The sequence below is a fragment of the Enterobacter cloacae complex sp. IR5403 genome (assembly GCF_049238705.1).
Taxonomy (GTDB): Bacteria; Pseudomonadota; Gammaproteobacteria; order Enterobacterales; family Enterobacteriaceae; genus Enterobacter; species Enterobacter hormaechei_C.
On sequence record NZ_JBMKHP010000005.1, the window covers coordinates 75402 to 102391 of the forward strand.

A 26990-nucleotide genomic window follows, 5' to 3' on the forward strand; every position below is an offset into this window, starting at 1 on the left:
TTCATTGCTATCGTTGTGTTTATTATTGTTCACCCGATGATTTTTGGCCGCTTTGATAAATACGATTAAATGTTATTAAAAGGATTTTTATGTCAAACCCAGCTTATTTGTTTTTAACAGATGAAAATGGTTCTCCCATGGTTGGCCCTTGCCTTGTGTCAGGGCGTGAAGGTGCAATTGAACTTAAATCGTTCACTCATAATGTCAACATCCCGGTCGACGGGAATACCGGGAAATTGACGGGTACGCGTATACACATGCCCATCATGTTTCAAAAAGAATTTGATCGTGTAACCCCGCTTCTCTTTCGCGCACTGAGTACGGGAAGAACGCTCAAGTCAGCCACTATTAAGATGTATCAGATTAATGAGGCGGGTTTTGAACAGGAGTATTTTAATATCTTCCTGGAGAATGTGAAAATAACCTCAATCACACCAGACCTGTATCCCGGCGCAAACACCGGAACACACCTTGAAACGGTTCTCATATGCTACGAGAAAATCACCTGGAAGCATTGCGACGGCAATGTCATCTATAGTGACACCTGGAATGAGCGAGCAACGTACTGAAACGTGATCCCTGACGCATTTTTGCGCAGATGAAAATATTTCCATTGTCACATCCGAAAACCTGTGTTTGTATAAATTCAATCAATGATTCCAAACACAGGTCCCCAATGACTTCATCCATCTTCACTTCGACCCTACTAAAAACTGCGCAACCTGCCGCAGTGGTCGTCGTGCGTGTGGTGGTGGTCGTCGGCAATGCGCCGTAGGGACTGGATCAACACACGAATCCAAAACCCCGCCGGCGCAAACCGGGCGGGGTTTTTCGTTTAGGACCCTCCCCGGAAGGCTGGCTCAGAAGAAAAGGACTGGAGCATGGCAAGTTCGGGCACAACATCCACTAAGACGCGTTTTACAGGCGCGCAGCTGATTGTTCATTTACTGGAACGACAGGGCATCACCACCGTTGCGGGCATCCCGGGTGGGACCGTGCTTCCGCTGTATGATGCGTTAAGCCAAAGCACACAGATCCGTCACGTGCTGGCGCGCCACGAGCAGGGCGCAGGCTTTATCGCCCAGGGCATGGCGCGTACCCAGGGTAAACCGGCGGTCTGTATGGCCTGTAGTGGGCCGGGCGCAACCAACCTGGTGACCGCCATCGCCGACGCGCGCCTCGACTCCATTCCGCTGATCTGCATTACCGGCCAGGTGCCGTCCTCGATGATCGGCACCGATGCGTTCCAGGAAGTGGACACCTACGGCATCTCTATCCCCATCACCAAACATAACTATTTAGTTCGCGATATCAGCGAGCTGCCTCAGGTGATCAGCGATGCGTTCCGCATTGCCCAGTCTGGCCGCCCGGGTCCGGTGTGGATAGACATTCCTAAGGATGTCCAGACCGCAGAAATTGAGATCGACGTGCTGCCGGAGCCGGGTGAGCGTGCCCCCGCGCCGGAATTCAGCGCTGAGAGCGTGCGCGATGCGGCGGCAATGATCAACGCCGCCAAACGCCCGGTGCTCTATCTGGGCGGCGGGGCGATCAACGCCGCGGATGAAATCCGCCAGTTCGCTGAAAAAGCTAATTTGCCCACCACCATGACCCTGATGGCGCTGGGTATGCTGCCAAAAGCGCACCCGCTCTCTCTCGGCATGTTGGGTATGCACGGTGCACGCAGCACCAACTACATCCTGCAAGAGGCGGATTTGCTGATCGTTATGGGCGCACGTTTTGATGACCGGGCGATCGGCAAAACCGAGCAGTTCTGCCCAAATGCGAAGATCATTCACGTTGATATCGACCGCGCCGAGCTGGGTAAAATCAAGCAGCCGCACGTGGCGATCCAGGGCGACGTGGCCGAGGTGCTGGCGCAGCTGATCCCGCAGACGGAGGCAACCGACCGCGCCGACTGGCGCCAGCTGGTGGCCGATCTGCAACGTGAGTTCCCGGGCGCTATCCCAACCGAGGGCGACCCGCTGAGCCACTATGGTCTTATCAACGCCGTTGCCGCCTGCGTGGATGACAGCGCGATTATCACCACCGACGTCGGCCAGCATCAGATGTGGACCGCCCAGGCGTATCCGCTGAACCGCCCGCGCCAGTGGCTGACCTCCGGCGGCCTTGGCACCATGGGCTTCGGCCTGCCAGCAGCGGTTGGCGCGGCGCTCGCCAACCCGGACCGCAAGGTGATCTGCTTCTCCGGTGACGGCAGCCTGATGATGAATATTCAGGAGATGGCGACGGCTGCCGAAAACCAGTTAGACGTTAAAATCATTCTGATGAACAACGAGGCGCTGGGTCTGGTACACCAGCAGCAGAGCCTGTTCTATAAGCAGGGCGTGTTTGCGGCGACCTATCCGGGGATGATCAACTTCATGCAGATTGCCGCTGGTTTTGGCCTGCACACCTGCGATCTGAACGCCGAAGAAGATGCCCACGCGGCGTTGCAGGATGCGATTTCTCGCCCTGGCCCGGCGCTGATCCACGTGCGTATCGACGCGCAACAAAAAGTGTATCCGATGGTGCCGCCGGGTGCGGCCAATACTGAGATGGTGGGGGAATAAGCCATGCAGAAACAATGTGATAACGTCATTCTGGAACTCACCGTCCGCAACCACCCAGGCGTCATGACCCACGTCTGCGGGCTATTCGCTCGCCGGGCGTTTAACGTGGAAGGCATTCTGTGCCTGCCGATTCAGGGCAGCGAGCACAGCCGCATCTGGCTACTGGTGAACGACGACCAGCGTCTGGAGCAGATGATGGCGCAGATCGACAAGCTGGAGGACGTCACCAAAGTGGCACGCAACCAGTCCGATCCCACCATGTTTAACAAAATTGCGGTGTTTTTCGAATAGATGGCTTAAGGTAGGCGTCTTTCGCTCTAGTAGGCCGGATAAGCGTAGCGCCATCCGGCATTTCAGACCGCAGGAACACGCATGACCACCATCGCCCTTATCGACGACCACCTTATCGTTCGCTCTGGCTTTGCCCAGCTTCTCAACCTCGAACCGGATTTTCAGGTCGTGGCCGAGTTTGGCTCAGGACGCGAGGCGCTGGCGGGCCTGCCGGGACGCGGGGTGCAGGTCTGTATCTGCGATATCTCCATGCCGGACCTCTCCGGGCTTGAGCTGTTAAGCCAGCTGCCAAAAGGAATGGCGACCATTATGCTCTCGGTCCACGACAGCCCGGCGCTGGTCGAGCAGGCGCTCAACGCGGGGGCGCGCGGGTTTCTCTCTAAACGCTGTAGCCCGGACGAGCTGATTGCCGCCGTGCGCACCGTCTCCACCGGCGGCTGCTACCTGACGCCGGACATTGCCATCAAGCTGGCGGCGGGACGGCAGGATCCGCTCACCAGACGCGAGCGCCAGGTGGCAGAGAAACTTGCCCAAGGCATGTCGGTGAAAGAGATTGCCGTAGAGCTGGGGCTGTCGCCAAAGACCGTTCACGTTCATCGCGCCAACCTGATGGAAAAACTCAACGTCAGTAACGATGTCGAGCTGGCGCGCCGTATGTTTGACAGCTGGCAATGAACTCCCTGTTTTCGCGGCTGATCGCCGTTGTTGCCAGCTTTTTCATCTTCTCCGCCGCGTGGTTCTGCCTGTGGAGTATCAGCCTGCATCTTGTCGAGCGCCCGGAGCTGGCGGTGCTGCTGTTCCCCTTTGGCCTGCGGCTGGGGCTGATGCTGCAATGCCCGCGCGGCTACTGGCCGGTGCTGCTGGGCGCAGAGTGGCTGATGCTGATCTGGCTGGCGAAGGAAGTGGCGCTGGCGCATCTGCCGTTATTGATGACCGGAAGCCTGCTCACGCTTATCCCGGTCGCCCTGATTTCCCGCTACCGTCACCAGCGCGACTGGCGCACGCTGCTGCGTCAGGGGGCGGCGCTGATTGCCGCCGCGCTGTTGCAGTCCCTGCCGTGGCTGGGTGAAAAGGAGGTGCTCAACGCTCTGCTGCTGACCCTCACCGGCGGCCTGACGCTGGCCCCGACCTGCCTTGTGATCTGGCATTACCTCACCAGCACCGTCTGGCAGCCGCTCGGCCCAGCGCTGGTCTCCCAGCCGGTGAACTGGCGCGCCCGGCACCTGATCTGGTATCTGCTGTTGTTTGTGGTGAGCCTGTGGTTGCAGCTTGGTCTGCCCGCTGAATTATCACGCTTCACGCCGTTTTGTCTGGCGCTGCCGATCATCGCCCTGGCCTGGCATTACGGCTGGCAGGGCGCATTGATCGCCACGCTGATGAACGCCATCGCGCTGATTGCCAGCCAGACCTGGCACGATCACCCGGTAGATCTGCTGCTCTCGCTGCTGGCCCAGAGCCTGACCGGGCTGCTGCTCGGCGCGGGCATACAGCGCCTGCGCGAGCTGAACCAGTCTCTGCAAGCCGAGCTGGCGCGCAACCGCCGTCTGGCGGAGCGTCTGCTGGAGACGGAAGAGAGCGTGCGCCAGGAGGTTGCTCGCGAGCTGCACGATGACATCGGCCAGACCATCACCGCCATCCGCACCCAGGCGGGCATTGTTCAGCGCCTGGCGGCAGAAAACGCGGGCGTGAAGCAGGGCGGGGCGCATATCGAACAGCTTTCGCTGGGCGTCTATGATTCCGTTCGTCGCCTGTTAGGGCGGCTGCGCCCGCGCCAGCTTGACGATCTTTCGCTCGAGCAGGCAATACGCTCTCTGATGCGCGAGATGGAGCTGGAGAGCCGCGGGATTGTCAGCCATCTCGACTGGCGCATTAACGAACCTGCGCTGAGTGAAGGCCAGCGTGTGACGCTGTTCCGCGTCTGCCAGGAAGGGCTGAACAACATCGTCAAACACGCCAGCGCCAGCGCGGTCACGATCCAGGGCTGGCAGCAGGACGAGCGCCTGATGCTGGTGATTGAAGACGACGGCTGCGGCTTGCCGCCGGGCTCCGGCCAGCAGGGGTTTGGCCTGGCGGGCATGCGCGAGCGCGTGAAGGCGCTGGGCGGCACGCTGACGATCTCCTGCACCCACGGAACGCGCGTCAGTGTCAGTTTGCCGTTAAGGACACACCATGTTTAAAACCCCCGCCAGCGCCGCCCCGCTAAGCAACAAAGCGGAAATCGACGCCCGCTACCGCTACTGGCGTCGCCATATCCTGATTACCATCTGGCTCGGCTACGCGCTGTTCTACTTCACCCGCAAAAGCTTCAACGCCGCCGCGCCGGAAATTCTCGCCAGCGGCGTGATGGCGCGCACCGATATCGGCCTGCTGGCGACGCTGTTTTACATCACCTACGGCCTGTCGAAGTTCTTCTCCGGCATCGTCAGCGACCGCTCGAACGCGCGTTATTTCATGGGCGTTGGGCTGATCGCCACCGGGGTGGTGAACATCCTGTTTGGCTTCTCCACCTCGCTGTGGGCCTTTGCCCTGCTGTGGGCGCTGAACGCCTTTTTCCAGGGCTGGGGCGCGCCGGTCTGCGCCCGCCTGCTCACCGCCTGGTACTCACGCAACGAGCGCGGCGGCTGGTGGGCGATATGGAATACCGCGCATAACGTCGGCGGGGCGCTGATCCCGATGGTGGTCGGCGCGGCGGCGCTGCACTACGGCTGGCGCGCGGGGATGATGATTGCCGGTGGCCTCGCGATAGTCGCCGGATTGTTCCTCTGCTGGCGCCTGCGCGACAGGCCGCAAACCGTCGGCCTTCCACCGGTAGGTGACTGGCGGCACGACGAGATGGAGATCGCCCAGCAGCAGGAAGGGGCCGGGCTGTCCCGCCAGGAGATCCTCACCAAATACGTGCTGAAAAATCCGTACATCTGGCTGCTGTCGCTCTGCTACGTGCTGGTCTACGTGGTGCGCGCGGCCATCAACGACTGGGGCAACCTGTACATGTCCGAGACGCTCGGCGTGGATCTGGTGACCGCCAACTCGGCGGTGACCATGTTTGAACTGGGCGGGTTTATCGGCGCGCTGGTGGCGGGCTGGGGCTCGGACAAGCTGTTCAACGGCAACCGTGGCCCGATGAACCTGATTTTTGCTGCCGGGATCTTACTCTCCGTCGGCTCGCTGTGGCTGATGCCGTTCGCCAGCTACGTGATGCAGGCGGCGTGCTTCTTCACCATCGGTTTTTTCGTCTTTGGCCCGCAGATGCTGATCGGCATGGCGGCGGCGGAGTGCTCGCACAAGGAGGCGGCAGGCGCGGCGACGGGCTTTGTCGGGCTGTTTGCCTACCTTGGCGCATCACTCTCCGGCTGGCCGCTGGCGCGGGTGATCGACATCTGGCACTGGAGCGGGTTCTTCGCGGTGATCGCCATCGCGGCGGGCATCTCCGCCCTGCTGTTGCTGCCGTTTTTGCACGCGCAGGCACCGCGCGAAGCGTGACGCGCCTCACCTTTTGCTGCCGAGACGCGCAAAACTAAGAAATTTTCCCGGTTTCACCTGGACGCTGTCTCAGGCATCTCTCCTGGCTGGTTTTTACAATGCTGCAAAAATCAGCTCAGGAGTAACTCAGTCATGCTGGCCTTCTTAAATCAGGTGCGCAAGCCGACCCTGGATCTGCCGCTCGACGTGCGGCGCAAGATGTGGTTCAAACCGTTCATGCAGTCCTATCTGGTGGTCTTCATCGGCTACCTGACCATGTACCTGATCCGCAAAAACTTTAACATCGCGCAGAACGACATGATCTCGACCTACGGGCTGAGCATGACGCAGCTGGGGATGATTGGCCTGGGCTTCTCCATCACCTACGGCGTGGGGAAAACCGTCGTTTCCTACTACGCTGACGGCAAAAACACCAAGCAGTTCCTGCCGTTTATGCTGATCCTCTCCGCCATCTGTATGCTCGGCTTCAGCGCCAGCATGGGCGCAGGCTCCGTCAGCCTGTTCCTGATGATCGCCTTCTACGCCCTGAGCGGTTTCTTCCAGAGTACCGGCGGGTCGTGCAGCTACTCCACCATCACCAAATGGACGCCGCGCCGCAAGCGGGGTTCGTACCTCGGTATGTGGAATATCTCCCACAACCTCGGCGGGGCGGGTGCGGCAGGCGTGGCGCTGTTTGGCGCGAACTACCTGTTCGACGGCCACGTGATCGGCATGTTTATCTTCCCGTCGATTATCGCCCTGATTGTCGGCTTTATCGGCCTGCGCTACGGCAGCGATTCCCCGGAATCGTACGGCCTCGGCAAAGCTGAAGAGCTGTTCGGGGAGGAGATCAGCGAAGAGGACAAAGAGACCGAAGAAAACGAAATGTCCAAATGGCAGATCTTTGTTGAGTACGTGCTGAAAAACAAAGTGATCTGGCTGCTCTGCTTCTCGAACATCTTCCTGTACGTGGTGCGTATCGGTATCGACCAGTGGTCCACCGTGTATGCCTTCCAGGAGCTGAAGCTTTCGAAAGAGGTGGCGATTCAGGGCTTCACCCTGTTTGAAGTGGGCGCGCTGGTCGGCACGCTGCTGTGGGGCTGGCTCTCGGATCTCGCCAACGGACGTCGCGCGCTGGTAGCCTGCGTCGCGCTGGCGCTGATTATCGCCACCCTCGGCGTCTATCAGCACGCCAGCAACCAGTACGTTTACCTGGCGTCCCTGTTCGCGCTCGGCTTCCTGGTGTTCGGTCCGCAGCTGCTGATCGGCGTGGCGGCGGTTGGCTTTGTGCCGAAAAAAGCGATCGGCGCAGCCGATGGGATTAAGGGCACCTTCGCCTACCTGATCGGCGACAGCTTCGCCAAGCTCGGTCTGGGCATGATCGCCGACGGCACGCCGATTTTCGGCCTCACCGGCTGGGCGGGCACCTTCGCCGCGCTGGATGCGGCAGCGATTGGCTGTATCGTCCTGATGGCGATGGTTGCGGTGCTGGAAGAGCGTAAGATCCGCCGTGAGAATCGTGCGCAGAAATTAAAAGTAGCCTGAGTGTGCAGGTAACTTCTTTGCCCGGTGTGTGATGCCGGGCTTTTTTATTTTGCACGGACTACCTTTACCCCGCTTTACACACCCGCCCCTCTCCATGCTCTACAGTTTTTTTGCTGCCGCCTTTCGTGCAGCCTTAGCCCCTTTTGCTAACGGAGAGCTTGCATGTTGACCCGACGATTATCCTGCCTGGCGCTGTTGATGGCGCTGGCCTCCCCCGCAATGGCCGCGGATGCCCCCACCTACGGCGAGAAGCTGGAAGGTTTTGACTACGGCTGGCCGGTAAAACACTTTACCTTTACCTCGCAGAACCAGCCTCTGGATATGGCTTACCTGGACGTGAAACCGGAAAAACCCAACGGCCGCACCGTGGTGCTGATGCACGGCAAAAACTTTTGCGCCGGCACCTGGGACGGCACGATCCGCGCGCTTTCAGCCAGCGGGTATCGCGTGATTGCACCTGACCAGATCGGCTTCTGCAAATCCACCAAGCCGGAGCATTATCAATACACCTTCCAGCAGCTGGCTGATAACACCCACGCGCTGCTGAAAACGCTGGGCGTCGATCGCGTCACGGTTATCGGCCATTCGACCGGCGGCATGCTGGCGACCCGCTACGCGCTGATGTGGCCGCAGCAGGTGGAGCAGCTGGTGATGGTGAACCCAATAGGGCTTGAAGACTGGAAAGCGCGCGGCGTGCCGCATATTACGGTCGACCAGTGGTACCAGCGCGAGCTGAAAGTCAGCGCCGACGGTATTCGTCAGTACGAGAAAAACACCTACTACGCCGGGGAGTGGAAGCCGGAGTACGAGCGCTGGGTCACCATGCTTGCCGGGCTGAACAACGGGCCGGGCAAAGCTCGCGTGGCGTGGAACTCGGCGCTGCTCTACGACATGATTTATACCCAGCCGGTTGTCTATGAATTTAGCGAGCTGAAGATGCCGGTATTATTGATGATCGGCACGAAGGACAACACCGCCATCGGGAAGGATCTCGCCCCACCGGAGATCCGCAAGACGCTCGGTAACTACGCGGTGCTGGGCAAAGAGACGGCGAAGCGCATCCCGCACGCGACGCTGGTTGAATTTAACGACATGGGCCACGCGCCGCAGATGCAGGATCCCGCCCGCTTCCACGAGGCGCTGCTGAAAGGGCTTCAGGCGCGCTGACTGGTCTCCAGCAACAACCCGCGCAGCCACGCCTGCGCGGGGTTGCGGTGCGTTCTGCCGTGCCAGGCCATGCTTTTGGTAAAGCCGGGCACGGGAACCGGCGTCTCGCAGACGAACATCCCCGTCTGCTTTTCCGCTATGCGTGATGGCACAACGGCAATCATATCGCTGAGGGCCAGCACGTCCGGCAGGACTAAAAAGTTACTCACCGATAAGCCAACATGCCGCGTTCGGCCAGTTTTCTCCAGCGCGCCATCCGTTACGCCGCGAAAACCGTCGCCCTCGTAAGAGACCAGCACATGCTCCAGGGCGCAAAACCGGTCTAACGTCATGGGCTGTCCGGCATCCGGATGGTCGGCACGCATCATGCAAACGTACCGTTCATCATAAAGCGCCCGGCTGTGAAGCTCATCTGGCGTGGTGTGCGGGGTGATCAGTGCCACGTCGACAGAGCCTTGTTCGAGTTGGCTGACCAGACGGTCGGATTCCACAGGCACCACGCGCACGCGAATACCCGGCGCCTGCACCTTAAGCGCAGCGATAAACGGCACGACGACCGCGCGCAGGGCGTAGTCGGTCGCGGCAAGCGTGAAGGTGAACGTTGCGGTGAGCGGATCAAAGGCGATCGGCTGAAGCAGCTCGTCGATATCTGCCAGAATGCGTTTGACGGGAGCCGCCATCGCTTCCGCCCTGGTGGTAGGCACGATGCCGTGCGGCGCGCGGATAAACAGCGGGTCTTCAAAGTAATCCCGCAGGCGGTTAAGCATGCCGCTTACCGCTGGCTGGGTCAGGGCAAGACGCGCCGCCGCGCGGGTGACGCTGCGTTCGTCCAGCAGGGCATCCAGCGTTTTCAGCAGGTTAAGATCCAGCGTGCGCAGATCCGCTTTCATGACGTTTTTCCACCTCTTTTCCGTTTACTATTATGGCGCTGCCCGCTGTTGACGCACTGCGTTTCCCGCTATGATGGGCGGCTAGTCTAAGGAGAACGCATGGTCTGGATAATGCTGGCAACGCTTGCCGTGGTGTTTGTGGTTGGATTTCGTGTCCTGACCTCAGACTCCCGCCGCGCCATCAAACGTTTAAGCGAGCGGCTGGGGATCACCCCGATGCCGGTCGAGTCGATGATTGACCAGTTCGGTAAAACGCCGGGCAATGAGTTTATCCGCTATCTTGAACGCCCCGACGAGGCGCATCTGCTAAATGCCGCTCAGGTGCTGCTGATCTGGCAGGTCTGCATCGTCGACGCCAGCGAAGAGAATCTGCATACCTGGCACCGCATGCTGCGTAAAGCCCGTCTGGCCGCGCCGATCACCGACGCGCAAATCCGCCTCGCGCTCGGCTTTATGCGCGAGATAGAGCCTGACCCGCAGGAGCTTAATGCCTTCCAGCTGCGCTACAACCAGCTTTTCCTGCCGGAAGAGGGCGTGTTTTACCTGCACTGATATCACGAAACGTGATGAAGAGTATAAAGCATCGTCATTAGATTTATATCACCCGCAGGCGCACCATCACCTTATCAACTAACCGATGAGGTGAACCATGAAACAATCCGCCATTATCTGGCCGAACGACTACCTGCCCGGCACCACCGATAACTTTGCATCCAACGAAATCATCGTCGCCGGGCTGAGCGCAAAAGAGATTTGGGCGCAGCTTAACGACACCACCCTGTGGCCGAACTACTACAGCAACGCCGAAGATATCCGTTTTCACGACGGCAGCGGCCCGGCGCTGAGCGCCAACGCCCGCTTTCGCTTCACCACCTTCGGCTTCCCGGTTGAAGCGCAGGTGACGGAGTATGTTCCGCCCGTGGAGGGTGAAGCCGCGCGTATCGCGTGGCACGGCTGGGTGGAAGGGGATGCGAATTCGCGTCTGGACGTGATCCACGCCTGGCTGTTTGAAGACCTGCCGGGAAACCGCGTGCGCATTCTGACTCAGGAGTCGCAGAAAGGTGTGCCGGCGCAGGAATTAGCGCGCACCGTACCAAACCCAATGATTAACGGGCATCAGGAGTGGATCGTGGGATTAGCGAATGCCGCTCTTAAGGCTCGCGGGTAATTTTGCCCGGTGGCGCTTTGTTTACCGGGCCTACAAGCCCGTAGGCCGGTGCAAGCGCGGCGCCGCCCGGCATTAAAAACGACAAAAGTTGTCGAAACGTTAAATCCGTCACACTTTTGATGATAAACTGCGCGACTTTTCCGCACGTTTTTATCTTCAGGTGATGCCATGACAGAACATACCCAGCCCACGACCGCACCGCAGGCCAAAGAGGTTTCACGCCCCAACTGGTCGGCGGTTTTCTCCGTGGCGTTTTGCGTCGCCTGCCTGATCACCGTCGAGTTCCTGCCGGTGAGCCTGCTGACGCCGATGGCGCAGGATCTGGGCATTTCCGAGGGCGTGGCGGGGCAGTCGGTGACCGTCACCGCGTTTGTGGCGATGTTCGCCAGCCTGTTTATCACTCAGGCGATTGGCACCATCGACCGCCGCAAGGTGGTCATTCTGTTCAGCGTGCTGCTGACGCTCTCCTGCCTGCTGGTCTCTTTCGCTGAAAGCTTCACCCTGCTGCTGCTCGGCCGTGCCTGCCTGGGGCTGGGATTAGGCGGCTTCTGGGCGATGTCGGCCTCGCTGACCATGCGCCTGGTGCCCGCGCGTACGGTGCCAAAAGCCTTGTCCGTCATCTTCGGCGCGGTCTCCATCGCGCTGGTGATTGCCGCGCCGCTGGGCAGTTTCCTCGGCGGGATTATCGGCTGGCGTAACGTGTTCAACGCGGCGGCGGTGATGGGCGTGCTGTGCATTATCTGGGTGTGGAAGGCGCTGCCGTCCCTTCCGGGGGAAGCGGCGCACCACAAACAGAACATGTTCGCGCTGCTGAAGCGCCCGGGCGTGCTGGCGGGGATGACCGCCATCTTCATGGCCTTTGCCGGGCAGTTTGCTTTCTTCACCTATATCCGCCCGGTGTATATGACCATGGCGGGCTTTGACGTGGACGGCCTGACGCTGGTGCTGCTGAGTTTCGGTATCGCCAGCTTTGTCGGCACCTCGCTGTCGTCCCAGTTCCTGAAGCGCTCCCTGAAGGTGGCGCTGGCGGGTGCCCCGCTGGTGCTGGCGATCAGCGCCGCGGTGCTGGTGTTGTGGGGCAGCGATAAGTGGGTGGCTTCGGCGATCGCGATTATCTGGGGCTTTGCCTTTGCGCTGGTGCCGGTGGGCTGGTCGACGTGGATCACCCGCTCGCTTGCCGATCAGGCGGAAAAAGCCGGGTCGATTCAGGTGGCGGTGATCCAGCTGGCGAATACCTGCGGCGCGGCGGTGGGCGGCGTAGCGCTCGACCATCTGGGGCTGACGTCACCGCTGGTGATTTCCGGCACGCTGATGCTACTGACCGCGCTGCTGGTGGCGGGGAAGGTGAAGGCGAAGTAGTGCTTTTCTCCCTCTCCCGTGGGAGAGGGTTGGGGTGAGGGCATCAGGCTACGCCGATGCCTTAACCCTTCTACGCGAATCCATCGAAATCAACACCACCGACGACACAATCAACAGCGTCCCCAGCCAGTCCGGCAGGGTGAATGCCACCCCCAACAACACCACCGACAGCAGCGCGCTGCTCAGCGGCTCGGCGCAGCTCAGAATGCTCGCTTTCGGCCCGCCGATCATCTGTGCGCCTTTCAGATACAGGCTGAACGTCAGCGCGGTGCCTATCACCACCAGGTAGAAAAACGCCAGCAGCAGGCCGCCGTCGATCACGAAGGTGGTGCCGCGTCCGGCGTAGAACGGCGTCAGCATTAATCCCGCAATCAACATACTCCAGCCGACAATCGGCAGCGTGCCGTAGCGGGCTATAAGCGTTGATGGATAGGTGGTGTAAAACGCGGCGGCAAACGCGGAGGCGATGCCGAAGAACAGCGCGGCAGGCGAGATGGAGAGCGACGTCGGGTCGCCGTGGGTTACCAGCAGGAAGGTACCCACAAGCGACGTGAAAATCGCGGATAAGACAAATATGCCGGGACGCGTTTTCCGCGCCAGCGCAAACCACGCCACGATAATGGTCGGCGAAAGAAACTGGAGCACGGTGGCCGTCGCGGCGTTGGATTTTTCAATCGTCAGCAGGAAGGTGAGCTGTACGGTGAGCGCGCCGACGAGTGAGAAAAACAGCAGGCTGAGGGCGTCTTTGCGGTTTTTGATGACCGAGAAAATCTTGTCGCCGTGAACGAAGGAGAGCGTCAGCAGGATCACGCCGGTAAACAGCAGACGAACCATGGTCAGGTAAGGCGAAGAAATGTGGCTTTTCTCCATGATGTACTGCGCGCAAACCCCGGAACTGCCCCATAAAACGGCGGCGATCAGGACGTTGAGCATCCCTTTGCGTGTGGAACCCATGTTCTCCCCTGTTATGTTGGTTTTTTTGTAGCATAACATGGGATCTTGCCGGGTGGCGCTACGCTTACCCGGCCTACAAAACCTTGTAGGGTGCGGTCTGGTGCCCTCACCCCGGCCCTCTCCCACAGGGAGAGGGAGCGAACACTAAAAACGGCAACTCGCGTTGCCGTTTTGCTTTTACCTTAGAACCACGCCTCCCACATCGCGCCGACGTTGAAGTCGTCCAGCGTCTCATCTTTGGTATTGTTCACGCGCGCGGTACGTTCGTTATCCACCTTGCCGCCGGTCACGTAGAAGCGCAGCATCGGACGGAACTCCGGCCCCATGGCGATAGACATGTTCTGCGACAGGGTCAGCTTCCAGCCCTTGTTGTCGCCGCCGTTGTCGTAATCCACGTGCTGCCAGCCCGCTTCCAGCCAGGTGGAGTGAACGTCGTTCCACCAGTGCATCGGGCGCACGATGGCGTTGTAGTTCTTGCGGTTGTCGGTCTTATCGCGGCTGTTGTCGTAGTCATGGAAGGCGAGGAGGTACTCCACCTGCGTCGCCTGGGTGAATTTGTACAGCCCTTCGAAGCTGGCGTAGACCGTGGTCAGATCTTCGGTTTTGTTGAACACGCTGTTGTCCGAGTTATCGGAGTAGCGGGCAATTACCTTGTTCACGCCGCTGTCGTTGGTATGACTCAGCACCACGCCGCCCTGCCAGGCGTTCAGACGCTCGTCGCTCTCCACCGCTTTCGAGTCAAAGCCGTAGTTGGCGTACAGCTCCAGATCCAGCGGACCGAGCTTCATGCCGTGGATTTTGGAGGTGGCGGCGTAGTTGCCCTTGTCGCCCGTGCCGGACCCGCCGGTACAGGTGATGCGCGACGGGTTCGCTTCGTCTTCCATCACTTCCGGGCTACAGGATTCCACCGCTGCCACGGCGGCCACGTCAAACTGCACGCCGCCGATATCGAAGTTCTTCACCCCGGCGCCCTGACCGTCGTGGTTCATCCAGAAGTAATCGTTGATGCCCTGCTGCGGACGCTGGTGGAAGTCGCGACCCGCCCAGAAGTAGGCGTTCGGGTTGGAGGCCATGATGTTGGTCACGCCCGCGTAGGCTTTCTTGAGGTTAACTTCGTCGCCCCAGTGGTCGATCATCACGTTGATGTCCCAGATGGCGCCGTTTTCGCCCTTGAAGGCCTTGGAGAGCTGGAACTCGCCGCCGTTGCCTTCGTTACCCAGACGACCAATGGCGGACGCGCCGTTGTAGGAGCCGTCCACCGCCACGTATTTCTGATCGGCGGCCTGGAAGTGGGCGCCGTAGCGGGCGTAGCCGGTGAATTTAACCCCGAACGGGATCGCCATGTCCGGAGACTGCGCCGCGCTCTGCGGCTCGGTCACCACGTCCGCTTTTTTCGCGACCGCCGCATCCATTTTGGCCTGACGCTCGGCGAGGGCTTTATCCACCGCTTTTGCCACAATGGCGTCGATTTGCTCCTGAGTGAATTCCTGAGCGAGGACGGAAATTGGGCAAAGCGCGGCGATAACTGCCATGGTTAATGGAAGTTTTTTAATCGTATTCATGGTTATCTCAATATAGTTTAATTTTATTCAGACAATAACCATCCCGCTCCGATCTGACAGAGTATGTCGCTATCATCAGAACAAGTGGATCTCTATTTAGGGTACAGAGGTATTGCAGTAATTATTTCGCCATAGACTATCTCTGATATAAATGAATAATTTCTTCGGATAACTCGCGCGCTAATAAGGAATTCATTAAATGATCCTGGGCGTGCACCATAATTAAGGTCATCGGCTGGCGGGCTTCGCCCGCATCCTGCTCGATAAGCTTGGTCTGCATCTTGTGCGCCTGGCGCGCGTAGCCGTCGGCTTCGCGCAGCAGGCTTTTGGCTTCGTCAAGGTTGCCCTGGCGCGCCGCGTGCAGGGCTTCAAAGCACAGGCTGCGGGACTGACCGGCATTGACGATAATTTCCATTACGGCTTCTTCTAGTGCGATCATTCTCTTTACTCTTTATCAAAGCTATTATTTAAGGCGGTGGCGGCAAACCACTCTCCGCTTTTTTTGATGGTGCGCTGCTGCGTCTCTACATCGAGCTGAATAAAACCGTAGCGGTTTTTATACGCATTACACCACGACCAGTTATCAATAAACGTCCACATATGGTAGCCAAGGCAATTGCAGCCTTCGCTAATACCTTTGTGCAGCCACGTTAAATGCTCAGAAATAAACTCAATGCGGTATTGATCGTTAATCTGGCCGTTTTCAATAAAGCGCTGCTCATTTTCGACACCCATGCCGTTTTCCGAAATAAAGCAGCGAGGGTTGCCGTAATTATCGCGCAGGTTAACCAGAATATCGTAAATACCCGGCGCGTAGATTTCCCAGCCGCGGTACGGGTTCATCTTGCGGCCCGGCATCTCGTAATTATCAAAGAACCACTCCGGCATAAACGGCGCCTGCGGGTTCACCGCGCTGTCGCGACACTTCACGCGACGCGGCTGATAGTAGTTAACGCCGAGCAGGTCGATTTTCCCTTCCGCGATCAGGAAGCCGTCTTCCGGCTTGCAGGCGGGCAGCTGATCGTAAGATTTCAGCAATGCCACCAGGTCCGCCGGATACTCCCCGCGCAGCACCGGGTCGAGGAAGCTGCGGTTAAACATTAAGTCCGCAATGTGCGCCGCCTTCACGTCCGCCGGGTTCCGGGAGCGCGGGTACGACGGCGTCAGGTTGAGCACGATGCCGATCTCACCCGCGTAGTGTCCGGCGCGGTAGGCCTGAACGGCCTTCGCATGCGCCAGCACGGTGTGATACGCCACGGTCGCCGCCCGACGAAAATCCACCACGTTCGGGTAGTGGAAGTCGTACAGATAACCGCCTTCCACCGGAACAATCGGCTCGTTGAAGGTAAACCAGTGCAGCACGCGGTCGCCTAACAGCTCGAAGCATATCTGCGCATAGCGGGCGTACGCGTCCACCACGTCACGGTTTTCCCAGCCGCCAATCTCCTGCATCGCCATCGGCATGTCGAAATGGAACAGGGTGATAAACGGCGTGATGCCCTGTTCATTCAGCTCATCAATGACCTGATTATAAAAATCGACCGCGTCCGGGTTCACTTCACCGATACCGTCGGGGATCAGGCGCGCCCAGCTAATCGAGGTGCGAAAGCTGTTGTGGTTCAGCTGCTTCAACAGCTGAATGTCCGTTTTCCAGTGCTGATAAAACGTGGAGGTGTGCTGCGGCCCCACGCCGTTGTGAAAACGGTTCGGCTCGCGGGCAAACCAGTAATCCCACGTGGTTTCACCCTCTCGTGTCCCTTCCGTCTGGAGAGCGGAGCTTGCGCTGCCCCACCAGAAGTTATCGGGAAATGCGTATTTCATGACCCTTCCTCTTTGACTTAATTGCTGACTGTTTCAGCGGTGCCGACGGTTGCCTGAGCTTTCTGCTCTTCATTTTTGATGAGCGTACGCTCATAGGCGCGCAGGAACGGCAGGTACATCAGGGCGGACATCACCATGCAGAACAGGCACATCACCACCGGGCTCAGCGCCCAGTTCGCCGCCCACGAGGCGCCAATCGGCGCGGGGGTGGTCCACGGGGTTAACGAGACCACCTGAGCCAGCCAGCCGAGTTTGGTTGCGCCGTACGCCAGGCAGGCGTTGACCAGCGGAACAAACACGAACGGGATAAACAGCATCGGGTTCATGATGATCGGCGCGCCGAACAGAATCGGTTCGTTGATGTTAAAGAAGCTTGGCACCACGCCCATTTTGCCGATGGTGCGCAGGTGGGTAACGCGGCTACGCAGCAGCAGAAACGCCAGCGGCAGGGTGGAGCCTACGCCGCCAATCAGCAGGTAGTGATCCCAGAAACCTTGCAGATAAACGTGCGGCAGCGCCGCGCCCGCCGCCAGCGCCGCCTGGTTTGCCGAGAGGTTCGCCATCCAGAACGGGTTCATGATGCCGGTGACAATCAGCGACCCGTGGATACCGGCGAACCAGAAGATCTGGCACAGCAGCACGGAGAGCAGAATGGCGGGCAGCGAGTCAGACGCCGACACCAGCGGCTCCAGCAGGTGCATAATCGCCTGCGGGATGATCATCCCGGTCTGCGCTTCAATGAACAGGTTCAGCGGGTGCAACGTCCCGATCACCACCATCACCGGGATCAGGATTTCAAACGAACGCGCCACGCCGGTCGGCACTTCCTTCGGCAGGCGGATAGTCACGTTGTTCTGCTTCAGCCACACATAGACGCGGGTGGAGTAGATCGCGGTGATAAGCGCAGTGAAGATCCCCTGGCCGGAGAGATACTGGGTCGAGATTTTGCCATCGGCATAGGGCGCGGCGACCAGCAGGAAGGCCATAAAGGCCAGCAGCCCGGACATCACCGGATCGAGGTTAAACTGACGCCCCAGGCTTGCCCCAATCCCCACCGAGATGAAGAAGGTCATCACGCCCATGCTGAGGTTAAACGGCAGCATCAGCTGTTCGCGGTAGGTCTCGGAGAAATCCAGCCAGCCGCGGGCGAAGCTGTTGGTGGTATCCGCCGAAAACGGCGGGAAGATAAACACCAGCATAAACGAGCCGATGATCATAAACGGCAGCGCGGCGGTAAAGCCGTCGCGGATGGCAATCACATACTTTTGCTGACCGAGCTTGGCGGCCAGCGGCGTAATTGACTGCTCAATCACCGCGACCATGGATTGATATAACGAACTCATGTGAACACCTTTTAGTGTGTCGCTTCGATGAGCGACAGAGCATAGTCCAGTACTTTATCGCCACGCTGCATGCCGTAATCCATCATGTCGATGGGCTGCACCGGAATGCCTTGCGTCGCTGCCTTGTCTGAGAGCGTCTTTAACATGTATTTCACTTGCGGTCCGAGAAGCACCACCTGGTAGTGCGGAAACTGCGTATCAAATTCGGATACGCCATACGCATCTATCTTCACGGGCAAGCCCCGTTCTTTTGCAACATCGATCATTTTGCTGACCAGCAGGCTGGTGGACATCCCGGCAGAGCAGCACAGCATAATCTTGAACATCGACAATCATCCTCAAAATGTAAAAAGTTATTGCGAGGATGATTGGACATGATACGGAAACCGGTTTCCATTTATAAAAGACAGAAGTGTGACAACCATCAAGATCCCTTACTTATGAGGCTAATTAACCGGATGTGGGTCACATAATTTGGCTGTTTTGTCATCAAATTGAGTGGAAATGGAAAATCGGTTTCCATGGAAAACGGAAACGGATATACTCCGTTCTGGCTATAATGTGAGCCGTAGCGGTGATGGAAATTACAGACGCCAGTTGCGTCTGACAGGGGAGAGAGATGTCTACAATCAACGATGTATCGCGTCTGGCCGGGGTGTCCAAAGCCACGGTATCACGGGTGTTGAGCGGGTCGCGTGGCGTTAAAGAAGCCAGCCGCCAGGCTGTTCTGAAAGCGGTGGATGAGCTGAACTATCGTCCCAACGTGATTGCCCAGTCGCTGCTCAGCCAGTCGACGGGCTGCATTGGGGTGATTTGCGCGCAGGAAAACATTAACCAGACCACCGGTTACCTGTACGCGCTGGAAAAACACCTCAGCCAGCATCAAAAACATCTGCTGTTGCGTTTCGCACACACAAAAACAGAAGTGATGAACGCCCTTGAAGAACTCTCCTGCGGCTTATGTGATGACATTCTGGTGATTGGCGCGCGTTTCCCGCTGGATGTAGACATGGACAACGTGATTCTGGTCGACTGTATGGAAGCCGATAACGCCAACAGCATTCAGTTCGATCACGCGTTCGCGGCTGAAACGGCCTGTAACTATCTCACCAGCCAGGGGCGTCGCCAGATAGCGCTGATCCACCCGCACGGCAGCGGCTTTGCCGATCAGGTGCTGCTGGGCTACAAACACGCGCTGGAGAAAAACTTCCTGCCCTTTAATCGCAACCTCGTGTTTATGGACGCGACTTCATCGTCCGTTGCGCTTCAGGAATTACTCAACAACGCGTCCACGCTGAACTTCAACGCGCTGCTGGTGGCGGACGAGCAGGAAGCCCAGCGGGTGATCCCGCAGTTACAGGCGTTTAATAAATCGGTACCGGAAGACATCATGGTTTTCAGCCTCGGCGGTTCGCTGCATCTGCCGGGTATTCCGGTGATCCCGGCCATTGAGTATTCCATGGACGCCATGGCGGCGCGCATCGTGAGCTGGCTGACAGAGAAAACGCAGATGCTCGGGTCCTACGTTCTGCGCGGTGATTTGATTATTCCGGATGTGCGGAAGCGTTAAACGTGTGATGTAGGCCGGGTAAGCGCAGCGCCACCCGGCGCTCAACCCTCAGTAATCTTCCATACAATCCACCTGACTTACTGCATCCCAGTAGGCGTCCAGGTTGTCACGCTTCACGGCGGTGATGGCGTTTTTGATCAGCAGCTGGTTCGCCTCAGACGACAAAATCATCGCCTGCCAGGCCTTATCGCTCTGCTTTTTCTGCGGGGTACAGGTTTTCTTCACATCTTTCAGGACCTGCTGTTTTATCTGGGCCTCTTTCTCCGGAGCGCTCTTCTCCTGCGCGTGAACAAACGCAGCGAAAATCAGGCAAACGAGCAGGCAAACCAGGTGTGCAGATTTCATCGAAACCTCCTTTGAAAGTCACATGCTTCCCCTGAAATATATCGTTACATTCATCAACGCGATTCAAGCCAAAAGTATGAATTTACGCATTCTGCGTGCGGGATCCGATCGCCAGTGCAATGCCATAGCTTACTAACACCGCGAGACTCATTTTCAGCATCGTTTCTCCGCCGATACCCGCGAGAGGCGCTGCGATCCCGCCGAATAAAAACATCAGCATGCCCAGAATGGCTGACGCTGTGCCGGACTCCTTCGCGTCGACTGCGCTCATCGCTTCTGAACCCGCAAGGGTGCTGATCCCGCTGTTAAAGGCGACGGTGAAAAAGAGTGCAATTAGTGCCGGAACGGAAAGCTGCATCCACGCAAAGAGCAACGTCAGCCCCGCGCAGGTTACGGCCAAAACCAGACCTATTTGCATTAACCCTTCCGCCGGGTGTCGGCGTGCCAGACGGGAGAAAATCAGCGCTGAGACGATCAGGCCGATACCGTTCACACCGAACAGCAGGCTGAACTGCATGGCGCTCAGGCCATACTCGTTTTGCATCACAAAGGAAGATGCCCCGATATAGGCGAACAGCCCCGCCAGCATGAAGGCCTGGATCAGGCAGTAGCGCATAAAGCGACGATTTTTAAGTACCGTCCTGGCGGTTTGCGTCAGCGATCCCCCGCCCTGTTTCTCTGTGAGGGACTCGCGGATAAAAAGCTGGCTGGCGATCAGCAGCGCCAGACCCGCCCCTGCCATTACCCAGAACAGCATCCGCCAGTCGAAATGCGACGCGATATAGCCACCGAGTACCGGGGACACCACGGGCGCGATGCCGTTGACCGTCATCAGTAGGGCAAAAAACTGCGTTAGCATCGTGCCATGATAGTTATCACGGGCGATAGAGCGGGCAAGTACGGAGCCGCCCGCCCCGGCAACGCCCTGCACAAATCGCCAGCCGATCAGGGCGTAAATATTCTGCGTGCTGGCACAAAGCACTGAAGCCAGTACAAACAGCAAAAGTGAGAACAGCAGCGGCGTTTTACGTCCGATGCGATCGCTTAGCGGGCCGAAAAAGAGTTGTCCCAGCCCCAGGCCAATCAGCGCCGAGGTAAGAGAAAGCTGCGTCAGCGTTGTGGAGGTGTTGAGCTGGGTGGCGATCTCCGGCAGCGCCGGAAGATAAAAATCGGAACACAGCGGCCCGATAGCCGTCAGCAGGCCAAGGATGGCCGCGAAAGAAAAAGAGAGTTTTGCCATAGGTATTTACTCTGATGGCCGGGCAACGTTGCGCCGCCCGGCAGTGATGTTACTGAATCCCGCCGCCCAGCGACTGCCACAGCGTGATGCGGTTTTCCAGGTCGGTTTGCTGCAAGGCAATCAGTGATTCCTGCGCCGACCACAGCGACCGCTGCGCGGTGAGCACCGTCAGATAATCGCCCGCGCCAGCCTTGTAACTGCGCGTCGCCACATCCAGCGTTTTTTGCTCCGCCGCCACGTATTCACGCTGGGCATCAAGCTGTTCACTCAACGTTTCGCGCCGGGCCAGCGCGTCGGCCACGTCCTTGAACGCGCTCTGGATGGTTTTCTCATAGGTCGCAATTAACCCTTTTTTCTCGGCTTCCGCATAGCGCAGCTGCGCCATATTGTTGCCGCCGCTGAACAGCGGCAGGGTGATGGACGGCGCAAACGACCAGACCTTCATCCCGTGGCTGAACAGGGACGACAGCGAATCGCTGCCGACGCCCGCGCTGGCGGTGAGCGAGATGGTCGGGAAGAAGTTGGCGCGCGCCGCGCCGATGTTGGCGTTAGCGCTCAGCAGGTTATGTTCCGCCTCCTGAATGTCCGGACGACGCAGCAGCGCGCTGGAGCTGACGCCCGCCGGGATCAGCGTGATGGCGTTGTCGCTCAGGCTCTCCAGCGTGCCGGGCAGCAGGTTCTCGGGCACCGTATCGCCCGTCAGCAGGTTGAGAGCGTTTTTGTCCTGCATCACCAGCGTCTGGTAGCTCGCCACGCTGGCGCGCGCCTGCTGGTAAACCGCCATCGCTTCACTGACGTCCGTTGCCGCCGCCACGCCCACTTCCTGCTGGCGCTTCACAATCTTGAGCGAGTTTGCGGCGCTCTCCAGGGTGGACTTCGCCAGCGCCAGATTGCTGTTATCCGCCGCCAGCGTCACCCAGGCCGTGGTCAGCTCGCTGACCATCGTCAGGCGCGTGTTCTGCGCGGTGAACTCGCTGGCAAGCCAGGTTTCACGTGCGGCGCGCGACAGGCTCTGATTGCGGCCAAACAGATCCAGCTCGAAGCTGGAGACCGCGCCGTTGGCTTCGTCACTTGTCGCGACGCCGCTCGCCAGCGTGCGGCTGCGGGTGTGGCTCAGTTCCGCGTCCACCGTCGGGAACAGGGACGAGCGCGTTTCGCCATACTGGGCACGGGCGGCGTCGATATCCGCTATCGCTTTTTGCACGTCGCGGTTGCTGTTGAGCGCCATCGTCACCACGCTTTTCAACCGCGCATCATTCATCACCTGCTGCCACTGGCTCACCACGGCGTTGGCTTCGCCGTGCGCGCCGGGCAGGGTGGCCGGAACGGGCGCGTCCGGGCGCTGATACGTGGGATCTAATGACACACAGCCTGCGCTCAGCAGGGCTAACGCTAAAACAGTTACACGAAACATTATGACCTCCGGTTTGCGTGCTTACCGGAGAACAGACGTTTCACCAGTACAAAGAATAAAGGAACAAAGAAGATGGCCAGCAGCGTCGCGGCCAGCGTCCCGCCGATAATGCCGGTACCGATCGCCACGCGGCTGTTGGCCCCGGCGCCGGTGGCAATCGCCAGCGGCGTCACGCCTGCGATAAACGCCAGCGAGGTCATGATGATCGGACGCAGACGCGTCTGGGCGGCCCGCAAGGCGGCGCGCGTCAGGGAGTAGCCTTCGGCGACTTTGGCTTCGGCAAACTCGACAATCAGAATGGCATTCTTCGACGACAGACCGATGGTGGTCAGCAGCGCCACCTGGAAGTAGACGTCGTTGCTCAGGCCACGCAGGGAGGCGGCAATGGCTGCGCCCAGCACCCCAAGCGGGATCACGAGGATGACCGAAATGGGCACCGACCAGCTCTCATACAGCGCCGCCAGGCACAGGAACACCACGAGGATGGAGAGGGCATAGAGGCTCATCGCCTGACCGCTCGCCAGTTTTTCCTGCAACGACAAACCGCTCCATGCCCAGGTGCTGCCGGACGGCAGGTTATTCGCCAGCTGCTCCATTTTGCTCATCGCCGTACCGGAGCTGGCGCCGCTGGCGTTCTCGCCCTGAATCTCATACGCCGCCGAGCCGTTGTAGCGTACCAGGCTTTCCGGGCCATACTCCCAGCGGGTGGTGGCGAAGGCGGAGAACGGGGTCATGGTGCTGTCGCTGCCGCGCACATACCATTTGTTAAGATCCGACGGCACCGCGCGATAGTCGCTGTCGCCCTGGATGTAGACCTTTTTCACGCGGCCACGGTCAATGAAGTCGTTCACGTAGGTGCCGCCCCAGGCGCTGGAGAGGGTGTCGGTCACGTCGCTCAGGGAGAGCCCCAGCGACACGGCTTTGTTGTTATCGATATCCACCTGAAGCTGCGGCATCTGCGGCAGATCGTTGGCGCGCACGGCGTGCAGCGAGCTGTCCTGGTTGGCTTCGCCAATCAGCTGGTTACGCAGTTTCAGCAGCGCATCGCGGTCGGTGCCGCCGCTGGCCATTAGCTCAAAGGTAAAGCCATTGCTCTGGCCTAAACCATCCACCGCCGGGGGCGTCATGGCGAAAATGGTGGCATCCCGAATGGTGCTCAACTCCTGCGTGGCGCGCAGGGCAATGGCCTGGGCGGTGTTTTCCTCGCCTTTGCGCTCTGACCAGTTTTTCAGGGAGACGAACGCCATCCCGGCGTTCTGGCCGCTGCCGCTGAAGCTGAAGCCTTCAACGGTGAAGATCACGTCGGTATTGGCTTTCTCTTTGGTGAGGAACCACTCGCGTACCTGGCGGCTTACCTCGGCGGTACGCACCGCGGTTGCGCCGGCAGGCAGGGTGTACTGCACCATGATTTCACCCTTGTCTTCGGTTGGCAGGAAGCTGCCCGGCAGTTTTAGCATGGCGAACCCCATCGCGCCGCAGAGCAGGGCGTAGATGACCAGCATGCCGCCGGAACGGCGCAGGGCGCGCAGCACCTTGTTCTGATAGCCGTGCTCGGTCTTACTGTAGAAGCGGTTAAACGCGCCGAAGAAGCCCTTTTTATGCGGAGCGGTGTGATTCAGGATCGAGCCGCACAGCGCGGGCGTCAGGGTCAGCGCCACCACCACGGAGAGGAACATCGCCGAAATAATGGTGACCGAGAACTGACGGTAAATCACCCCGGTGGAGCCGCCGAAGAAGGCCATCGGCAGAAATACCGCAGAGAGCACCAGCGCAATGGCGATCAGCGCGCCGGAAATTTCGCCCATCGATTTTTCGGTCGCTTCCCGGGCGGGCAGCCCTTCGTCGCGCATAATACGCTCGACGTTTTCCACCACCACGATGGCGTCATCCACCAGAAGCCCTATCGCCAGCACCATCGCAAACAGCGTCAGGGTGTTGATGGAGTAACCGAACAGCGCCAGCACGCCGAAGGTGCCCAGCAGCACCACCGGCACCGCCAGCGCCGGGATCAGCGTCGCGCGGATGTTTTGCAGGAACAGGTACATCACCACCACCACGAGGATAATGGCTTCGAACAGGGTCTGAATCACGTCCTCAACGGAGATCTTGATGAACTCGGTGCTGTCTTTCGGGTAGGCCACGTCGTAGCCTTCCGGCATCGACTTTTTGAACTCGGCGATCTTGTCTTTTACCGCCGTGGCGGTATTAAGCGCGTTGGCGCCCGGCGAGAGCATCACCGCCATACCCGCCGCCGGGTGGCCGTTCAGCTTCGCCGTTGCGGTGTAATCTTCGCTGCCCATCTCCACGCGCGCGACGTCGCTGATGCGCACCACCGCACCGTTGGCCTCGCTCTTGACGATGATCTTTTTGAACTCATCGACCGTTTGCAGACGCGACTGAGCGCGGACGGTGGCGGTCAGCTGTTGGGCGTTCGACGAGGGCAGCGCGCCGATTTTACCGGCGGAGACCTGCACGTTCTGGGCTTCAATCGCGCTCTGCACGTCGGAGGGCATCAGCGAGTACGACGCCAGCTTCGCCGGGTCGAGCCAGATGCGCATCGCGTATTCCGCGCCGAACACCTGTAGGCTACCGACGCCATCCACGCGCGCCAGCGGGTCCTGCATATTACTCACCAGCCAGTCGGCGATATCCGAGCTGCTGGCGGTGTCGGTTTTGTCATACACGCCCATGATCAGCAGGAAGTTGCTCTGGGATTTTTCAACGGTGATCCCGGACTGCTGCACCTCGGTTGGCAGGCGCGATTCCGCCTGCTGGACTTTGTTCTGCACCTGCACCTGAGCGGTGTCCGGATCGGTGCCCTGTTCAAACGTGACGGTAATACTCACCGACCCGTCCGAGCTGCTGGTGGAGGTGAAGTAGAGCAGGTTATCCAGCCCGGTGAGCTGTTGCTCGATCACCTGCGTCACGCTGTTTTCCAGCGTCTGCGCAGAAGCGCCGGTGTAGGTGGCGGAGATTTTGATCGACGGCGGAGCCACGTCCGGGAACTGCGCAACGGGCAGCGTGCGGATCGCCAGCATCCCGGCGAGCATGATGAGAATGGCGATAACCCAGGCAAAGACCGGGCGACGCACGAAGAAACGGGAAAACATCAGGCGTTTCCTCCGTTGGTTTTCATCTCTTCAGCTTTCACTTCCTGCCCGGCGGTGACTTTATCGGTGCCTTCCACAATCAGCTTATCGCCCGCCTTCAGGCCGCTCAGCACCAGCCATTTGTCGCCGTAGGTGTCGCCCGTCTCCAGCTGACGCTGTTCGACCTTGTTGCTGGCGTTCACCACCAGCGCGGTGGCGGTGCCTTTGGCGTCGCGGGTGATGCCCTGCTGCGGGGCGAGGATCGCGTCATTCATGATGCCTTCATCCACTCTGGCGCGGACGAACATGCCCGGCAGAAGCTGATGCTGCGGGTTCGGGAAGACGGCGCGCAGGGTGACGGAGCCGGTAGACTCATCCACCGCCACTTCGGTCAGCGCCAGGCGGCCTTTTTCGCTGTAGCTGCTGCCGTCTTCGAGGATCAACGACACGTTCAGCGTATCGCTGTTGCTGGCGAGGGTTTGCTTGCGTAATCGCAGCAGATCGGCGCTGGAACGGGTTAAATCGACGTACATACTGTCCAGCCCGCGAATGGTGGCCAGCGCGGTATCCTGCTGGGCGGTCACCAGCGCGCCGGGGGTCACAGAGGAGATACCGATACGTCCGGCAATCGGCGCGGTGACGGTGGTCCAGTTGAGGTTAATGCGGGCGCTTTCCAGCGCGGCTTTCTTTGACTCGACGCTGGCTTTGTCCTGCGCGCAGGTGGACTTCGCGTCTTCCGCATCCTGACGTGATACGCCGTCGTCCTTCACCAGCTGCGCATAGCGCCGGGCTTTCTGGCAGTCGGCCTGCACCAGCGCCTGCGCCTGTTTCAGTGCGGCGGCGGCTTCATCATACGCGGCGCGGTAGCTGGAAGGATCGATCTGATACAGCGCCTGCCCGGCCTTGACCGTATCGCCTTCGGTGAACAGGCGCTTCTGGATAATGCCGCCTACCTGGGGGCGCACTTCGGCGCTCATCGCGGCGGCGGTGCGTCCGGTCAGCTCGCTGACAACGGACACCGGCTGGCTCATGAGTGTGACAATCCCCACTTCCGGAAGAGGACGCTGGGGAGCAGATGTTTGCGCATTATCGCACCCTGTCAGGAGGAGTAATGCCGCGATGGAGGTTGTTATGGTTTTCATAATCTTTTTCCAGGGTGAACGAAGCCTGCCCTGTTAATTGCTTAACAGGGAGGAGGGTTAA

Annotated in this window: 25 protein-coding genes; 13 read left to right on the plus strand and 12 right to left on the minus strand. The window is 59.3% G+C overall.

Features of this window, described 5'->3' with window-relative positions:
* The first annotated feature begins 89 nt into the window (after positions 1-89).
* From ACOTW6_RS09130 to ACOTW6_RS09170, 9 genes are all read left to right on the plus strand, one after another.
* Entirely contained in the window at positions 90-569 is a 480-nt protein-coding gene (locus ACOTW6_RS09130) for an Hcp family type VI secretion system effector (RefSeq protein ID WP_213789100.1), read from the plus strand.
* Positions 570-676: 107 nt separating this feature from the next.
* Positions 677-775, plus strand: a complete 99-nt coding sequence (gene ivbL / locus ACOTW6_RS09135; protein ID WP_057979964.1) for an ilvB operon leader peptide IvbL — start codon at positions 677-679, stop codon at positions 773-775.
* A gap of 106 nt (positions 776-881) precedes the next feature.
* A complete protein-coding gene (gene ilvB, locus ACOTW6_RS09140; protein WP_062933078.1) occupies positions 882-2570 on the plus strand; it encodes an acetolactate synthase large subunit in 1689 nt (562 codons plus the stop codon).
* A 3-nt stretch (positions 2571-2573) separates the two neighbouring features.
* Positions 2574-2861, plus strand: a complete 288-nt coding sequence (gene ilvN, locus ACOTW6_RS09145) for an acetolactate synthase small subunit (protein WP_015570113.1) — start codon at positions 2574-2576, stop codon at positions 2859-2861.
* 81 nt (positions 2862-2942) lie between these two features.
* A complete protein-coding gene (gene uhpA, locus ACOTW6_RS09150; RefSeq protein ID WP_003861054.1) occupies positions 2943-3536 on the plus strand; it encodes a transcriptional regulator UhpA in 594 nt (197 codons plus the stop codon).
* Positions 3533-5038 carry a signal transduction histidine-protein kinase/phosphatase UhpB gene (uhpB, locus tag ACOTW6_RS09155; protein ID WP_062933079.1) on the plus strand — a complete coding sequence of 502 codons (1506 nt, stop codon included), beginning with the start codon at positions 3533-3535 and terminating at the stop codon, positions 5036-5038. The genes uhpA and uhpB overlap by 4 nt, the downstream gene beginning before the upstream one ends.
* The gene (locus ACOTW6_RS09160) at positions 5031-6341 is read left to right on the plus strand and encodes an MFS transporter (protein ID WP_047050653.1); all 1311 of its coding nucleotides are present in this window, start codon (positions 5031-5033) and stop codon (positions 6339-6341) included. Before uhpB ends, ACOTW6_RS09160 begins: the two co-directional genes overlap by 8 nt.
* A 132-nt stretch (positions 6342-6473) precedes the next feature.
* The gene (gene uhpT / locus ACOTW6_RS09165; protein ID WP_006808805.1) at positions 6474-7865 is read left to right on the plus strand and encodes a hexose-6-phosphate:phosphate antiporter; all 1392 of its coding nucleotides are present in this window, start codon (positions 6474-6476) and stop codon (positions 7863-7865) included.
* A gap of 162 nt (positions 7866-8027) precedes the next feature.
* Positions 8028-9032, plus strand: a complete 1005-nt coding sequence (locus ACOTW6_RS09170; protein WP_062933082.1) for an alpha/beta fold hydrolase — start codon at positions 8028-8030, stop codon at positions 9030-9032.
* Here the strand turns inward: ACOTW6_RS09170 and ACOTW6_RS09175 are convergent.
* Complete coding sequence (locus tag ACOTW6_RS09175; protein WP_045338706.1) at positions 9020-9922, minus strand: LysR family transcriptional regulator; 903 nt, start codon at positions 9920-9922, stop codon at positions 9020-9022. The genes ACOTW6_RS09170 and ACOTW6_RS09175 overlap by 13 nt on opposite strands.
* A gap of 99 nt (positions 9923-10021) precedes the next feature.
* Between ACOTW6_RS09175 and ACOTW6_RS09180 the strand changes: the two genes are divergently transcribed.
* From ACOTW6_RS09180 to nepI, 3 genes are all read left to right on the plus strand, one after another.
* Complete coding sequence (locus ACOTW6_RS09180) at positions 10022-10474, plus strand: DUF1198 domain-containing protein (protein WP_045333531.1); 453 nt, start codon at positions 10022-10024, stop codon at positions 10472-10474.
* Positions 10475-10571: 97 nt separating this feature from the next.
* A complete protein-coding gene (locus tag ACOTW6_RS09185; RefSeq protein ID WP_017694007.1) occupies positions 10572-11090 on the plus strand; it encodes an SRPBCC domain-containing protein in 519 nt (172 codons plus the stop codon).
* 168 nt (positions 11091-11258) lie between these two features.
* Positions 11259-12449: a purine ribonucleoside efflux pump NepI gene (gene nepI / locus ACOTW6_RS09190; protein ID WP_213789101.1), complete on the plus strand. Its 1191-nt coding sequence runs from the start codon at positions 11259-11261 to the stop codon at positions 12447-12449.
* 48 nt (positions 12450-12497) lie between these two features.
* Here nepI and ACOTW6_RS09195 read toward each other — a convergent pair whose 3' ends face one another.
* From ACOTW6_RS09195 to ACOTW6_RS09220, 6 genes are all read right to left on the minus strand, one after another.
* Positions 12498-13403 (minus strand): EamA family transporter, encoded by a 906-nt coding sequence (locus ACOTW6_RS09195; RefSeq protein ID WP_023315096.1) that lies wholly within the window; start codon positions 13401-13403, stop codon positions 12498-12500.
* 182 nt (positions 13404-13585) lie between these two features.
* Positions 13586-14965 carry a carbohydrate porin gene (locus ACOTW6_RS09200; RefSeq protein WP_015570106.1) on the minus strand — a complete coding sequence of 460 codons (1380 nt, stop codon included), beginning with the start codon at positions 14963-14965 and terminating at the stop codon, positions 13586-13588.
* A 136-nt stretch (positions 14966-15101) separates the two neighbouring features.
* Positions 15102-15404 (minus strand): PTS lactose/cellobiose transporter subunit IIA, encoded by a 303-nt coding sequence (locus ACOTW6_RS09205; protein WP_014168006.1) that lies wholly within the window; start codon positions 15402-15404, stop codon positions 15102-15104.
* 5 nt (positions 15405-15409) lie between these two features.
* Complete coding sequence (locus ACOTW6_RS09210; RefSeq protein ID WP_213789102.1) at positions 15410-16786, minus strand: glycoside hydrolase family 1 protein; 1377 nt, start codon at positions 16784-16786, stop codon at positions 15410-15412.
* 17 nt (positions 16787-16803) lie between these two features.
* The gene (locus ACOTW6_RS09215; protein ID WP_213789103.1) at positions 16804-18129 is read right to left on the minus strand and encodes a PTS sugar transporter subunit IIC; all 1326 of its coding nucleotides are present in this window, start codon (positions 18127-18129) and stop codon (positions 16804-16806) included.
* Between the two features lie 11 nt (positions 18130-18140).
* Positions 18141-18455: a PTS sugar transporter subunit IIB gene (locus ACOTW6_RS09220; protein ID WP_017694003.1), complete on the minus strand. Its 315-nt coding sequence runs from the start codon at positions 18453-18455 to the stop codon at positions 18141-18143.
* 293 nt (positions 18456-18748) lie between these two features.
* Here ACOTW6_RS09220 and ACOTW6_RS09225 point away from each other — a divergent pair, with 293 nt between their 5' ends.
* On the plus strand, positions 18749-19699 hold the full coding sequence (locus ACOTW6_RS09225) for a LacI family DNA-binding transcriptional regulator (RefSeq protein ID WP_003861033.1): 951 nt from the start codon (positions 18749-18751) through the stop codon (positions 19697-19699).
* Between the two features lie 48 nt (positions 19700-19747).
* Here the strand turns inward: ACOTW6_RS09225 and ACOTW6_RS09230 are convergent, their stop codons facing one another.
* From ACOTW6_RS09230 to ACOTW6_RS09250, 5 genes are all read right to left on the minus strand, one after another.
* On the minus strand, positions 19748-20044 hold the full coding sequence (locus ACOTW6_RS09230; protein WP_003861030.1) for a YicS family protein: 297 nt from the start codon (positions 20042-20044) through the stop codon (positions 19748-19750).
* Between the two features lie 82 nt (positions 20045-20126).
* Complete coding sequence (locus ACOTW6_RS09235; protein WP_045329527.1) at positions 20127-21284, minus strand: multidrug effflux MFS transporter; 1158 nt, start codon at positions 21282-21284, stop codon at positions 20127-20129.
* Positions 21285-21333: 49 nt separating this feature from the next.
* On the minus strand, positions 21334-22698 hold the full coding sequence (locus ACOTW6_RS09240; RefSeq protein WP_121478458.1) for an efflux transporter outer membrane subunit: 1365 nt from the start codon (positions 22696-22698) through the stop codon (positions 21334-21336).
* Entirely contained in the window at positions 22698-25808 is a 3111-nt protein-coding gene (locus ACOTW6_RS09245; RefSeq protein WP_421766245.1) for an efflux RND transporter permease subunit, read from the minus strand. The genes ACOTW6_RS09240 and ACOTW6_RS09245 overlap by 1 nt, the downstream gene beginning before the upstream one ends.
* The gene (locus ACOTW6_RS09250; protein ID WP_017383665.1) at positions 25808-26929 is read right to left on the minus strand and encodes an efflux RND transporter periplasmic adaptor subunit; all 1122 of its coding nucleotides are present in this window, start codon (positions 26927-26929) and stop codon (positions 25808-25810) included. The genes ACOTW6_RS09245 and ACOTW6_RS09250 overlap by 1 nt, the downstream gene beginning before the upstream one ends.
* Positions 26930-26990: the final 61 nt, after the last annotated feature.

What these genes read in the sequence shown, in the direction of transcription:
- ACOTW6_RS09130 (WP_213789100.1), top strand. Translation starts at nt 90, where the DNA reads ATGTCAAACCCAGCTTATTTGTTTTTAACAGATGAAAATGGTTCTCCC.
- ivbL (WP_057979964.1), top strand. Translation starts at nt 677, where the DNA reads ATGACTTCATCCATCTTCACTTCGACCCTACTAAAAACTGCGCAACCT.
- ilvB (WP_062933078.1), top strand. Translation starts at nt 882, where the DNA reads ATGGCAAGTTCGGGCACAACATCCACTAAGACGCGTTTTACAGGCGCG.
- ilvN (WP_015570113.1), top strand. Translation starts at nt 2,574, where the DNA reads ATGCAGAAACAATGTGATAACGTCATTCTGGAACTCACCGTCCGCAAC.
- uhpA (WP_003861054.1), top strand. Translation starts at nt 2,943, where the DNA reads ATGACCACCATCGCCCTTATCGACGACCACCTTATCGTTCGCTCTGGC.
- uhpB (WP_062933079.1), top strand. Translation starts at nt 3,533, where the DNA reads ATGAACTCCCTGTTTTCGCGGCTGATCGCCGTTGTTGCCAGCTTTTTC.
- ACOTW6_RS09160 (WP_047050653.1), top strand. Translation starts at nt 5,031, where the DNA reads ATGTTTAAAACCCCCGCCAGCGCCGCCCCGCTAAGCAACAAAGCGGAA.
- uhpT (WP_006808805.1), top strand. Translation starts at nt 6,474, where the DNA reads ATGCTGGCCTTCTTAAATCAGGTGCGCAAGCCGACCCTGGATCTGCCG.
- ACOTW6_RS09170 (WP_062933082.1), top strand. Translation starts at nt 8,028, where the DNA reads ATGTTGACCCGACGATTATCCTGCCTGGCGCTGTTGATGGCGCTGGCC.
- ACOTW6_RS09175 (WP_045338706.1), bottom strand. Translation starts at nt 9,922, where the DNA reads ATGAAAGCGGATCTGCGCACGCTGGATCTTAACCTGCTGAAAACGCTG.
- ACOTW6_RS09180 (WP_045333531.1), top strand. Translation starts at nt 10,022, where the DNA reads ATGGTCTGGATAATGCTGGCAACGCTTGCCGTGGTGTTTGTGGTTGGA.
- ACOTW6_RS09185 (WP_017694007.1), top strand. Translation starts at nt 10,572, where the DNA reads ATGAAACAATCCGCCATTATCTGGCCGAACGACTACCTGCCCGGCACC.
- nepI (WP_213789101.1), top strand. Translation starts at nt 11,259, where the DNA reads ATGACAGAACATACCCAGCCCACGACCGCACCGCAGGCCAAAGAGGTT.
- ACOTW6_RS09195 (WP_023315096.1), bottom strand. Translation starts at nt 13,403, where the DNA reads ATGGGTTCCACACGCAAAGGGATGCTCAACGTCCTGATCGCCGCCGTT.
- ACOTW6_RS09200 (WP_015570106.1), bottom strand. Translation starts at nt 14,965, where the DNA reads ATGAATACGATTAAAAAACTTCCATTAACCATGGCAGTTATCGCCGCG.
- ACOTW6_RS09205 (WP_014168006.1), bottom strand. Translation starts at nt 15,404, where the DNA reads ATGATCGCACTAGAAGAAGCCGTAATGGAAATTATCGTCAATGCCGGT.
- ACOTW6_RS09210 (WP_213789102.1), bottom strand. Translation starts at nt 16,786, where the DNA reads ATGAAATACGCATTTCCCGATAACTTCTGGTGGGGCAGCGCAAGCTCC.
- ACOTW6_RS09215 (WP_213789103.1), bottom strand. Translation starts at nt 18,129, where the DNA reads ATGAGTTCGTTATATCAATCCATGGTCGCGGTGATTGAGCAGTCAATT.
- ACOTW6_RS09220 (WP_017694003.1), bottom strand. Translation starts at nt 18,455, where the DNA reads ATGTTCAAGATTATGCTGTGCTGCTCTGCCGGGATGTCCACCAGCCTG.
- ACOTW6_RS09225 (WP_003861033.1), top strand. Translation starts at nt 18,749, where the DNA reads ATGTCTACAATCAACGATGTATCGCGTCTGGCCGGGGTGTCCAAAGCC.
- ACOTW6_RS09230 (WP_003861030.1), bottom strand. Translation starts at nt 20,044, where the DNA reads ATGAAATCTGCACACCTGGTTTGCCTGCTCGTTTGCCTGATTTTCGCT.
- ACOTW6_RS09235 (WP_045329527.1), bottom strand. Translation starts at nt 21,284, where the DNA reads ATGGCAAAACTCTCTTTTTCTTTCGCGGCCATCCTTGGCCTGCTGACG.
- ACOTW6_RS09240 (WP_121478458.1), bottom strand. Translation starts at nt 22,698, where the DNA reads ATGTTTCGTGTAACTGTTTTAGCGTTAGCCCTGCTGAGCGCAGGCTGT.
- ACOTW6_RS09245 (WP_421766245.1), bottom strand. Translation starts at nt 25,808, where the DNA reads ATGTTTTCCCGTTTCTTCGTGCGTCGCCCGGTCTTTGCCTGGGTTATC.
- ACOTW6_RS09250 (WP_017383665.1), bottom strand. Translation starts at nt 26,929, where the DNA reads ATGAAAACCATAACAACCTCCATCGCGGCATTACTCCTCCTGACAGGG.